Source organism: Paramagnetospirillum magnetotacticum MS-1 (assembly GCF_000829825.1).
In the GTDB taxonomy this organism is placed as follows: domain Bacteria; phylum Pseudomonadota; class Alphaproteobacteria; order Rhodospirillales; family Magnetospirillaceae; genus Phaeospirillum; species Phaeospirillum magnetotacticum.
The window spans coordinates 121,720-133,420 of sequence record NZ_JXSL01000009.1 but is presented as its reverse complement, the minus strand read 5'-3'; the positions used below and the strand labels follow the sequence as shown (position 1 = coordinate 133,420).

The following is an 11,701-nucleotide window of genomic DNA, read 5'->3' as shown; positions in this document are numbered from 1 at the left end:
GGGGATTGGAAAAAAGCCTACACCCGACACAGCCATTCGCCAACCCGCGCCTTACACCTATCGGTCATGGCGGCTACGATACTTTTGCGTGGTGTCAAAGGCGTCGGGTCAGAAACGGCATTGTAATCGCGGGCACCGTGCAGTAGAACGATTTTACTAGTACTGGAGACGGTCTCGATGGCAAATCCACAGACTCGGCAATCGGAAAGAAAATGCACCGTCCGCCTCGCGAAGGCGGCGGACATCCCGCAAGTGATTGCGATCGATACCGAGAATACTGGTTTGCCCAAGGCCGAGTATTGGGAAGATTTGTTGGAGCGTTACAATAACCGCTCAACTGATGTTGATGATGATACCCAGCCGAAATCCGTAAAACGGTACCGATTTTTCTTGGTGGCCTGTGACGGAGATGCGGTTCTTGGATTCATCATCGGTGAAGTCCGCGCCTGGGAGTTCGGTTCTCCGCCCTGCGGCTGGATTTTCGCCATTGGCGTGCGCAACAATACCCGCCAGGGCGGCGTGGGCCATGTGCTTCTGGAAGCGTTGAACGACCGCTTCCGCAAGGCGGGGGTTTCCAAGGTGCGCACCATGCTGGCACGCGACGACACCCTGATCATGAGCTTCTTCCGCAGCCAGGGCATGATGGCCGGTCCCTTCATCCAGTTCGAGAAGGATCTCTGATGAAGCTCCAGAAAGCCACGCGCTGCGCTTTGTTCGCCATCCTGGAACTGGCCTCGGGCCAGGACCGGCAACTCTCGGCCAACGAAATCGCCGAGAAATACGGCATCAGCACCAACCATCTGGCCAAGGTGCTGCGCTCGCTGGGCCGGGTCGGGCTGGTGGAGGCGGTCAGAGGAGCCGGTGGCGGCTATCGCTTTTCCGGCAACCGGCGGCGCACCACGCTGCTCGACATCATCCAGCTGTTCGAGACCATCGACCCCATCCGCAACGGCGAGCGTGAGGATGGCGACGACACCGCCGAGGGCAAGGGCCTGTGCCAGGTGCTGATGGAAATCGAGGACACGGCGCGCGCCACCTTCGCCTCCATCACGCTCGATACCATGATCAAGCTGGTGGAAAAGCACCGCTGAGGTCTTTTCCGTTTCGTCATCCCGGCCTTGAGCCACGTCTGTCCGGTTCAATTTGAGGCGGCAGACGTGGAGTCATGAGACACGGATGTCACGGATGCGGTGCTTCGCACCGCTCACGGATAAACACGGAAATGGTCTTGTTTCCGGCCATCGCCCCGACCTTGGCCAAGGATGACCTTATAATCCGTGATCATCCGCGGCCGCGAAGCGGCATCCGTGTCCTCCGTGTTCCATGACCAGATGAAACCCGCATTGGCTCTGCCGTTCGGGGCTCTCATGGAAATTTAACCGGACAGCCGTGGCCTTGAGCCGGGATCTTTGGGGAAACAGCACCATGGATCCCGGATAGCGCGATGCGCTTCCGGGATGACGTGACCTTCCTTGCTAGTTCTGCGTCGCCGTCGGCGGTTTGGGCTTGACCGTTAGCCCCGGGGCAGGTGGTTTCGGCTTTGCCGGTTGGGCGGGGGTGCCCGGCTTGGGCGGCGTGGTGCCGGGAGCATGGCCGGGGGCGGGTTCCTCGACCCAGCGCATGGGGCACAGGGCGATGTCGCGGCTGTGCCAGTCCTTGATCAGGGTGGTGCGCAGTTCCTCGGCGGGGCGGCCCTTGGTGTCGCGGGTGGTGCGGCGCAGATAGACGTTCACCGACGGGGAGTGGTTGGTGTCGAAGCGGAACGCTCCGCGCACCGAGGAGAATTCGGCGCGCCTGAGCGCATTGCGCACCGCGTCGCGGTCGCCGGCACGTCCACCGGTGGCGCGCAGCGCCGCGTCGAGCATCTGGGCGGTGTCATAGCCCTGGGCCACCCAGCCGGTCACCGGACGACCGTATTCCAGTTCGAAATCGGTGATCAGGCGCTTGCCCAGCGGAGTTTCCAGATCGGGGCTCCACGGCGCCACATTAAGCACATCCATGCCCGCTTCGGTCATGGCGGGCAACATGGGCCGTTCCCAACCCTGCCACACGCCGATCTGGGCAATATCGGCCTTTAATCCGGCGGCGGCATATTCACGGGCAAAGGCGGTGCCCATGCCGCCGGTCAGCAGATTGACCACCGCGTCGGGGCTCGCCTGACGGATGGCGGCGGCCTCATCGGCGAAGCGGGTGGTGCCATGGCGCGGCCGCAGCACCTCGATCACCTCGCCCTGCCAGGCGCGGCGGATGGAGGCCACCGCCTGATCGGTGGCGGGGGAATCGGTGCCGATGATCATCACGCGCCGCATCTTCTCGGCGGTGAGATGGGCGCCGATGGCGTCATAGACGGCCTGGACCGGCGTCGCCACCTGGAAGAACCAGGGCGAACAGGCGGCCCCGCCCATGGTCGCGGGCGCGGCATCCAGGTTCAGCACGAAAGCACGGGATTCGGTCAGTGTCTTGACCATGGCGGACATGGACGGCAGGGAGACGGCGGTCACCACGAAATCCACCTTCTCGCGCTCGATCATTCTTCGCGCCACGGCCAGGGCCGTATCGGGAGAGCCCTTGTCGTCTTGGACCACCACGCGCACTTCCTGGTTGGCGAAGCGGCCGCCCAGATGGCGCATGGCGGTGGTGAAGCCGTCGACGCTGTCCTGGCCCGCCATGGCGCCCGGTCCCGACAGGGTGGCGATGACCGCCACCACGATGGTGGGATTGGATACGCCGGTGGTGACCGGAAGCGCCAGGGCGGCGAAAGGGGCCAGGGCGGCGAGGGCGATAAAGGCGGCAAGAATACGGCGCATCACGGCCTCAGGCGTTCGGCCACCCGTTCGAAGCTCTCCACCTTGCCCAAGGGCCCGATGGCGGCGAAGGTCGGGGTTCCGGCGAAGAGGCGGCGCGCCACACGGGCGCAGTCCTCGGCGGTGATGGCTTCCACCTTCTCGACCACTTCGGCCACGGGCACGGGGCGGCCATAGATCACCACCTGACGGGCCAGTTGCTCGCAGCGCGACGTGGTGCTTTCCAGACTCATGAGGATGGAGGCCTTGAGCTGGGCGCGGGCGCGCTGGACTTCGGCGTCGTTGACGCCGCCGCAGACCTTGACGATTTCGTCGCACATGACCGGAATGAGTTCGGCCACCTCGTCCTCGCCGGTGCCCGCATAGACGCCGAACAGGCCGCCGTCGTTGTAGGACGAGGCGAAGGAATAGATGGAATAGACCAGCCCCCGCTTCTCGCGCACTTCCTGGAACAGGCGGCTGGACATGCCGCCGCCCAGCAGGGTGGACAGTACCGAGGCGGAGTAATAATCCGGGTCGTCATAGGCGACGCCGTCAAAGCCCACCACCACATGGACCTGTTCCAGCTCGCTGCGCTCCTCGCGGAAATCGCCGCCCACATAGCGGGCCTGGTCGGTTACCGCCGCGTGATGGGGGGGGAGCTGGGAAAAGGCGGCGCCCGCCGTGGCCACCAGATGGTCGTGATCGATGCGGCCCGAGGCCGACAGGACCATGCGCGGCGCCGAGTAATTGCCGCGCATATAGCCCATGACCTGATCGCGGCTCATGGCGCGCACCAATTCCTCGCTGCCCAGCACCGGACGGCCCAGGGGCTGGTCGGGATAGGCGGTGGCCTGGAAATGGTCGAAGATGATGTCATCGGGGGTGTCGATGGCCTGGTTGATCTCCTGGACCACCACCGCCTGCTCGCGGCCCAGTTCCTCGGCCTCCAGCGTCGAGTTCTGCAAGATGTCGGAGATGATGTCGAGCGCCAGGGCGGCGTCTTCCTTCAGCACCTTGGCGTAATAGGCGGTGTGGTCGCGCGCCGTATAGGCGTTCAGGTGACCGCCCACCGCGTCCATCTCCTCGGCGATGTCGAGAGCCGAGCGCCGCGCCGTGCCCTTGAAGGCCATGTGTTCAAGCAGATGGCTGACCCCGTTGATCTCGACGGGCTCGTGCCGGGTTCCGGCATCGACCCAGACGCCCAGGGACACGGTCTCCACCGTCTCCATGGGGTCGGTGACGATCTTGAGGCCGGAATTCAGCCGGGTCTCCCGGATCTCGCTCATGCGCGTGTCCGCGCGGCGAAGGTCCGGACATAAGCCTTCAAGGCTTCGGCATCGTTGCCCAGGCGGTCCATGCGCTCGGTGCGCGAGAACAGGTCGGCCATGTGAGGGGGCAGGCCGGGCCGCGTGCCCGTGGCCTTCTCCACCGCATCGGGGAACTTGGCCGGATGGGCGGTGGCCAGGGCGACCATGGTGCAATCCTTGGCCGCATGGCCTTTCAGCGCGGCGGCGACGCCGATCACCGAATGGGGGTCAAGCGTCTCGCCGGTAGAGCGCTTGAGAGAGCGCATGGCGGCCAGCGTCGCCTCGTCGTCGAAGCGATAGGCCTCGAAGACCTCGCGCATGGAATTCCATGCGCCCTGGGGCATGACCATGGCGCCGTTCTTGCGGAAATCGTCCATCAGCTTGGCCACGGCGGCGCCGTCACCATTCAGGCTGAGGAACATCAGGCGCTCGAAATTGCTCGAGACCTGGATATCCATGCTGGGCGACAGCGTGGGCACCACGCCATCGGTCTTCATCACGCCGCCTTCGAAGAAGCGGGTGAGAATGTCGTTGGTGTTGGAGCCGACGATCAGCTTGTCCACCGGAAGGCCCATCAGCTTGGCGGCGTAACCGGCGAAGACATTGCCGAAATTGCCGGTGGGCACCGAGAAGCTCATGGGCACGTCGGGCGCGCCCAGCGCCACCCCGGCGGCGAAGTAGTAGACGATCTGGGCCATGACCCGGGCCCAGTTGATGGAGTTCACCGCCGACAGATTCATCTCGTCCCTGAAAGCGCCATCGTTGAACAGCGCCTTCACCAGATCCTGGCAATCGTCGAAGGTGCCATCCACGGCCACATTGCGCACATTGGCCGACAGCACGGTGGTCATCTGGCGGCGCTGGACCTCGGAGACCCGGCCAAAGGGGTGCAGGATGACGATATCCACGGCCGCGCGGTCGCGGCAGGCCTCGATGGCGGCCGAGCCGGTGTCGCCCGAGGTGGCGCCGACGATGGTGACCTTTTGTCCCTTCTTCTTCAGCACATGGTCGAACAGACGGCCGACCAGTTGCAGGGCGTAATCCTTGAAGGCCAGCGTCGGGCCGTGGAACAGCTCCATGACCCATTGGTTGTGGCCAAGCTGCTTTAACGGCGCCACCGCAGGATGGGTGAAGGAGGCGTAGGACTCAGCGCACAGCTTGGACAGTTCGGCATCGCTGAGACAGCCCTCGACGAAGGGGCGCATGACGCGCGCCGCCAGTTCGGCATAGGACAGGCCTCGCATGGCGCGGATCTCGGCCGCCGAGAAGCTCGGCCAGCTTTCAGGCAGGTAGAGGCCGCCATCACGGGCCAGACCGGCCAGCAGGACGTCGTCGAAATCAAGGACCGGCGCAGCGCCGCGGGTGCTCACATACTTCAAGGGAATGCCTCTTCGAGGGCGAAATGCAAAAGTGAAACACACTAGCGATGCCGGGACGGCGGGGCAAGCGTGCCGCTGCTCCGAAGGCTAAGTCCCCGGGGCAAAGGGATAGTCCATAAATAAATTGTTGATACGGGATAGACCTGACCATACTCTTTAAATAGACATATTTCGCTACATTTCGATTCATTGAGCTTGGGGTTTGGCGGTGACAGGCGTAACGGCGGGAGACAGCAGGGCAGGCGCCAGCGAGGGCGGTGAAGGCCTTTTCCAAGATAGGGTGGTGCGGCTTTTGTCGCATATGCCGTTGAGCGTCTTGTTCGTCTTCGGGAGCTTGTTTGCCGTGGTGGTGGCGGAGTTGGTCGCCGCTTTGGTCGCCTGGGGCATGGTCGGTCATGTTCCTGCGGTGGTCTGGGCGGGGGCGTTTTTCGCCCCCCTGGCCGTGGCGCCCGTCGAACTGGCGGTGCTGGTGGCGGTGATCGGCCGCATGCGCGATGAGATGGGCCGCCGCCGCCGGGCGGAAATGGATCTGCGGGAGGATGTGGCGCGCCGCCGCGAGGTGGAGGCGGGGCTGCGCAGCAATGAAGAGAAACTGCGCGCCATGTTCGAGATGTCGCCGCTGGGCATGGCGCGCAGCACTCAGGACGGTGCCTTTCTCGAAGCCAATTCGGCCTTTCTCAGCATCGTCGGCTACGATCTGGAGGAATTGCGCACACTCAGCTTTTGGGATCTGACGCCCTTCCGTTTCGCCGAGAACGAGGCCTGCAACCTGGACAGTCTCGAGGCGGTCGGCCATTTCGGCCCCTATGAGAAGGAATATATCCATAAGGCTGGACGCCATGTTCCCGTCCGCCTCTCCGGCGTGTTGATCACGGGCAGCGATGGCGAAAGCTATCTTTGGTCCATCGTCGAGGACATCACCGAAGCCCATAGCGCGGAACAGGCGCTGATCGCAAAAACCGAGGAACTGGCCCGGTCCAATTCGGATCTGGAGCAATTCGCCTTCATCGCGTCGCACGACCTGCGCGAGCCGTTGCGCATGGTCAGCGCCTATATGGGCATGCTGGAGCGGCGTTTCGGCTCCATGATCGGGCCCGAAGGCGCCGATTACATCGCCTATGCCAAGGAAGGCGCCCAGCGCATGGACCGTCTGGTGCTGGACCTGCTGGAATATTCGCGGGTCGGCCGCATGGAGGAGGAATTGCAGCCGGTTCCCCTGGACGAGGTGCTGGACGGCGTCATCGCCAATCTGTCGCCCTCCATCGCCCAATGCGGTGCCCAGGTGGAGCGCGCCGCGCCGCTGCCGTCCATTCCCGTCATCCGCGGCGAGATGGTGCAGGTGCTTCAGAATCTGATCGGTAACGCCGTCAAATACCGCGAGCCGTCGCGTCCTTTACGGGTGCTGGTCTCGGCGGTTCGGGACGGGGGGCTGTGGCGGATTTCAGTGGCTGATAACGGTATCGGCATCGCGCCCGAATTCGGCGATCGAATCTTCCGCATCTTTCAGCGGTTGCACACCCGCGACCGCTTCGAGGGAACCGGGATCGGCCTGGCCATCTGCAAGCGCATCGTCGAGCGCCACGGCGGCCGCATCTGGGTGGATTCAGTCCAGGGAGACGGCGCGACCTTCAGCTTCACCCTGCCGGGGTAAGCGGCTGCCGACCAATAACGCGCGTCATTCCGACGACCTGCGGGAGGAGGAATCCCATTCTGGTACGGCTTTTCCTGGATGGAAGAGCCGTACCAAGCGGAGATCCCTCGCGGTCGCTCGGGATGACAAGAGGGTGACGGAGCTATTTCTTGCCCTTGCCCTTGGCGGCGGGGGGCGCCAACTCACCGCCCAGGGACTGCCACAACTGGGTGACGATCTCCATGTTGCGCTGGACCACCGCCTGAAGGATGGCGGGCTGGGCGGCGACGAATTGCTGCGGATCGCGGATGGCGGCCAGTTGCTGGAACGCCTTGGCGTTATTCTCGGTGATCTCGCGGGCGGCTTCGAAATTGGCGCGCTGGAACTCGGCGACCTTTCCCAGGAAGGATGCCGGATCGGCGGTGAAGGCCTCGAACATCTTGGGGTCGAACGTGGGGAACATCGGGCCATCCTCCGTGGACATTGGACTGATAGGAAGTCTGTCACGTTTCCGGCGCTTGGGCAACCGAGGGGGGCGCGCCTTATTCCGCGCCCACCAGCTCGGTGGCAAGACGCTGCTGCAGGCTCTGGGCTTCCTGCTGGCGGCGCCACATGGCGGCATAGCTGCCCTGGGCGTCCAGCAGCTGGGCGTGGCGGCCGCGCTCGACGATACGGCCCTGTTCCAGAACCACGATCTCGTCGGCATCGACCACGGTGGACAGACGGTGGGCGACGATCAGGGTGGTGCGGTTCTTGGACACTTCGCGCAAGCTTTCCTGAATTTCCTTCTCCGTCTGGGTATCCAGCGCGCTGGTGGCCTCGTCGAAGATCAGGATGGCGGGCTGCTTCAAAATAGTGCGCGCAATGGCGACGCGCTGCTTCTCGCCGCCCGACAGCTTCAGGCCCCGCTCGCCCACCTTGGTGTCGTAGCCCTGGGGCAGGCTTTGCACGAAATCGTGGATGCGGGCCAGCCGGGCGGCCTGTTCGATCTCGTCCTGGGAGGCGCCGGGGCGGCCATAGGCGATGTTGTAGCGGATGGAATCGTTGAACAGCACCGTGTCTTGGGGAACGATTCCGATGGCGGCGCGAAGCGAGCCCTGCGTCACGTCGCGGATATCGGTGCCGTCGATGACGATGCGCCCGCCATTGACGTCGTAGAAGCGGAACAGCAGGCGCGAGATGGTGCTCTTGCCCGCCCCCGACGGGCCGACGATGGCCAGGGTGTGGCCAGCGGGCACGGAGAAATCCACGCCGCCCAGGATTCCCCGGTCCGGGTTGTAGCCGAAGACCACATTCTCGAATCGCACCGCGCCGCCATTCAGCTCCAGGGGGCGGGCATGGGGGGCGTCCTCGATCTCGGCATTCTCGCGCAGCAGGCGGAACATGGATTCCATATCGGTCAGCGACTGCTTGATCTCGCGGTAGACGAAGCCCAGGAAATTCAGCGGCAGGTAAAGCTGGATCAGGTAGGAATTGACCAGCACGAAATCGCCCAGCGTCATGGTGCCGTCGGCGACTCCTTGGGCGGCGCGGATCATCACCAGGGTCAGCCCGATTGCGATGACGGCGCCCTGGCCCATATTGAGCATGGAGAGCGTCACCTTGCTCTTGCTGGCGGCCTGTTCGTAGCGGGCCAGGGCCTTGTCGTAGCGCCCGGCCTCGTGGGCCTCGTTGCAGAAGTATTTGACCGTCTCGAAATTGAGCAGGGAATCGATGGCCTTGGTGGAAGCCTCGGAATCCGTCTCGTTCATGGCGCGGCGGAATTTGGTCCGCCACTCGGTGATGCCTAAGGTGAAGGCGATGTAGACGGCGATGGTGCAGACGGTGATCAGGGCGAAGATCCCGTCATACAGGCCCCACAATATGGCGGTGACCAGGCCGATTTCCAGCAAGGTGGGCAGAATGTTGAACAGCATGAACTGCAACAGGAACTCGATGCCCTTGGTGCCGCGCTCGATGGCGCGCGACACGCCGCCGGTCTGGCGGTCCAGGTGAAAGCGCAGACCTAGGCGGTGCAGATGGGTAAAGACGCCCAGGCCCACCTTGCGGATGGCGCGCTGGGCCACCTTGACGAAGACGATGTCGCGCAACTCGGCAAAGCTTCCGGCCATGACACGCGCCGCGCCATAGGCCGCCAGCAAGGCCAGGGGCACCAGGATGGGCTGGACCGACAAGGCGTCCACCGCCTGCTTGTAGAGCAGGGGAATGCCGACGCCCACACCTTTGGCGGCCACCAGCAGAATCATGGCCACCACCACGCGCAGGCGCAACCGTGGCTCGCCCGGCGGCCAGAGATAGGGGAACAGGGTGCGCAACGTGGACCAGTCGGCGCTTGCGCCCTGGCCGCGCCCCTTGTCCCAGGAAGAAGGATCACGTCGTCTCATGCCGTTAAGATGGAGGTGTGTGTCGTCACAAGCAACCACGCTTCGACGATTGCTCCTTAAGGGGGGCTATGACTATTGTAGCGGTGCGGGGAAAAATGAGGGCTTGTTCCTAGATGCGTCATCCCACGGTGACCCAGTCGGTAGCCGATGCCGATTGGAAGAAGGCCAGGGTGTTGGTGTTCGGCCTGGACGATCAGTTCCGGTTCCTGGCCCGCCAGACCTTTCGGAAGCTGAACGTGCGCGAAGTGGCGTCCTTCGACCAGATCGGCGATTTGGGCAAGCTGCTGGCCCAGGGATTCGACATCCTGCTTATCGATTTCGCCTCCAAGCCCGAGGATGGGTTGAAGGTGCTTGAAGGCGTGCGCCGGCCCCTGGGCAATCCCCACGAATCCATGCCCGTTCTGGCGGTGGCGCCGCCCTCGTCGAAGGATATGGTCGACCGGGCCAGGGTCCTGGGCATCGAAGGCGTGATTCCCAAGCCCATTTCCGGTCACGAACTTGGCCATCGGGTGGGCGAGACCCTGGCCAAGCCCACCCGGATGGCTCCGCCCGCCGTACTCAGCGAAGGGCCGAAGCGCAACTTCATCAAGGAGGCCGATCCGCTGCCCGAATTGGGCGGCGGCGAGGCGGCGGAGGCTCCGGCCCAGGCCAAGGCGACGGCCACTGAAACCATTCCCGAGGTGGCGGCGCTGATGGCCCGGCTGGAAGTGCGGGCCGGTGCGGCCGCGTCCCTTTCCGAACCGCGCCCATCGCGCAGCGGTCCGGTCGAGGTGCTGGGCAGTAACGCGAAGCCTGTGGCGTCTCCGTCATCTTCGGCGAAGCAAGCTCCTGCTCCTCCTCCTGCTCCTCCTCCTCCTCCGGCTCCTCCTCCATCTCCGGCAGCGGCCCCGGCCGCCAAGACGGCCGCGGCCGTTTCCACCCGCGGTTTTGCGTCGGTCTCCGAGGACCGGCCCACGCGCAGGGTTTCCACTGGCACGCTATCCGACGAGGATCTGGCGCCTGTCCGCAAGCTATCAGACGATCCCATCGAGGTGGCGGGCATCCGTCCCGACCCCGATGCCGAGGCCGCCAAACGCCGGGCTGCCAAGCGCCGCAAGGAATGGGACGAGGCCATGGCCACGGCCGGGCACAAGGCGCGCAAGGGCAATGACGTGGCGGCGCTCGACGTTTCCGCCGTGGTGGCCGAGCATGGCGTCTGGCTGCAAAGCAAGGGGGCGGAAGGCAAGCGCGCCACTTTTACCGGCATGGATCTGGCCGGTGTGGATCTTTCCGGGGCCATTCTCGCCAATGCCACCTTCCGCGAGGTGGATCTATCCGATGCCTGTCTGGCCGAGGCGCGGCTTGATGGCTCGGATTTCCGCTATGCGACCTTGTCGGCGGCCAATCTGGGTGGGGCCAATCTCGGCGTGGCGGCGCTTCGGCACGCCAAGCTTGACCTCAGCAATCTCGAAGGCGCCGTCTTGCGCGGCACCGATCTGTCCGGGGCCTCGCTGAGGGGCGCGCGGACGGCGGGCGCCGATTTCAAGGGCGCCAATATGATGGGCGCCGATCTTTGCAAGGCCGATCTGTCCCAGGCCGAGAACCTGACGCAAACCCAGATCGACAAGGCCGTCTGCGACAAGTCCACCAGGCTGCCGCCCGGCGTATTCCGGCGCCTCGACGACGCCGAGCGGGCGATCTGATCCGGGTGCGGTCAGGATGGCATACGAAAGCATTGATCCAAACTGGATGAGAGTGGAAACTGGAGGCCCATGAAAGGGCGATACCGGCATGTTTCCCGACTTTACTCCTTCTCGAAATTTAACCGACTTCTCCGTCCTGCTGGTCGAGGATAACGGTCCATCCCGGCTGTTGATCGCCGGGCTGCTCAAGTCCTTGGGGTTCAGCAATATCACCGTGGCCGATGGCGGCGAAGCGGCGGTCGAGCTGCTGGCCGCATCGGGCTGTGCGCCCGACATCATCTTGTGCGACTGGCAGATGCCCGTGGTCGATGGCCTCGATCTCCTGAGCATCGTGCGCGAGGGCTTCAAGGAGTCCATCTTCATCATGGTGACCGCCACCAATTCCATCGAGGCGGCCATGCTGGCCAAGGCGCATGGTGTTGACGGCTATCTGTTGAAGCCCGTCACCAAGACCAATCTGCACAAGGCCATTTCGGAAACGGTCAATCGGGTCCGCTCTCTCCACGAGTGAACCGTTTGCGCGCGTGATTCGG

At 64.2% G+C, this 11,701-nt stretch carries 10 protein-coding genes; 5 read left to right on the top strand and 5 right to left on the bottom strand.

Annotated elements, in window-relative coordinates; translation table 11 throughout:
• Window positions 1-177 precede the first annotated feature (177 nt).
• Window positions 178-681 carry a GNAT family N-acetyltransferase gene (locus CCC_RS01030; RefSeq protein WP_041039255.1) on the top strand — a complete coding sequence of 168 codons (504 nt, stop codon included), beginning with the start codon at window positions 178-180 and terminating at the stop codon, window positions 679-681.
• Window positions 681-1,091, top strand: a complete 411-nt coding sequence (locus tag CCC_RS01025) for an Rrf2 family transcriptional regulator (protein WP_008616912.1) — start codon at window positions 681-683, stop codon at window positions 1,089-1,091. The genes CCC_RS01030 and CCC_RS01025 overlap by 1 nt, the downstream gene beginning before the upstream one ends.
• A gap of 384 nt (window positions 1,092-1,475) precedes the next feature.
• Here CCC_RS01025 and CCC_RS01020 read toward each other — a convergent pair whose 3' ends face one another.
• Genes CCC_RS01020 through thrC form a run of 3 tightly spaced genes read right to left on the bottom strand, consistent with a single transcriptional unit; the run spans window position 1,476 to window position 5,472 of the window.
• Window positions 1,476-2,807 (bottom strand): ABC transporter substrate-binding protein, encoded by a 1,332-nt coding sequence (locus tag CCC_RS01020; RefSeq protein ID WP_009869241.1) that lies wholly within the window; start codon window positions 2,805-2,807, stop codon window positions 1,476-1,478.
• Complete coding sequence (locus tag CCC_RS01015; protein WP_009869242.1) at window positions 2,807-4,072, bottom strand: M16 family metallopeptidase; 1,266 nt, start codon at window positions 4,070-4,072, stop codon at window positions 2,807-2,809. The genes CCC_RS01020 and CCC_RS01015 overlap by 1 nt, the downstream gene beginning before the upstream one ends.
• Window positions 4,069-5,472 carry a threonine synthase gene (gene thrC / locus CCC_RS01010; RefSeq protein WP_041039252.1) on the bottom strand — a complete coding sequence of 468 codons (1,404 nt, stop codon included), beginning with the start codon at window positions 5,470-5,472 and terminating at the stop codon, window positions 4,069-4,071. Before thrC ends, CCC_RS01015 begins: the two co-directional genes overlap by 4 nt.
• 283 nt (window positions 5,473-5,755) lie before the next feature.
• Here thrC and CCC_RS01005 point away from each other — a divergent pair, with 283 nt between their 5' ends.
• A complete protein-coding gene (locus CCC_RS01005; RefSeq protein WP_236686259.1) occupies window positions 5,756-7,123 on the top strand; it encodes a sensor histidine kinase in 1,368 nt (455 codons plus the stop codon).
• A gap of 142 nt (window positions 7,124-7,265) precedes the next feature.
• Here the strand turns inward: CCC_RS01005 and CCC_RS01000 are convergent, their stop codons facing one another.
• The gene (locus CCC_RS01000; protein ID WP_041039250.1) at window positions 7,266-7,565 is read right to left on the bottom strand and encodes a phasin family protein; all 300 of its coding nucleotides are present in this window, start codon (window positions 7,563-7,565) and stop codon (window positions 7,266-7,268) included.
• Window positions 7,566-7,644: 79 nt separating this feature from the next.
• The gene (locus CCC_RS00995) at window positions 7,645-9,486 is read right to left on the bottom strand and encodes an ABCB family ABC transporter ATP-binding protein/permease (protein WP_041039248.1); all 1,842 of its coding nucleotides are present in this window, start codon (window positions 9,484-9,486) and stop codon (window positions 7,645-7,647) included.
• 113 nt (window positions 9,487-9,599) lie between these two features.
• Between CCC_RS00995 and CCC_RS00990 the strand changes: the two genes are divergently transcribed.
• The gene (locus tag CCC_RS00990) at window positions 9,600-11,168 is read left to right on the top strand and encodes a pentapeptide repeat-containing protein (protein WP_009869247.1); all 1,569 of its coding nucleotides are present in this window, start codon (window positions 9,600-9,602) and stop codon (window positions 11,166-11,168) included.
• A gap of 88 nt (window positions 11,169-11,256) precedes the next feature.
• Window positions 11,257-11,679 (top strand): response regulator, encoded by a 423-nt coding sequence (locus tag CCC_RS00985; RefSeq protein ID WP_052472849.1) that lies wholly within the window; start codon window positions 11,257-11,259, stop codon window positions 11,677-11,679.
• Window positions 11,680-11,701 lie beyond the last annotated feature (22 nt).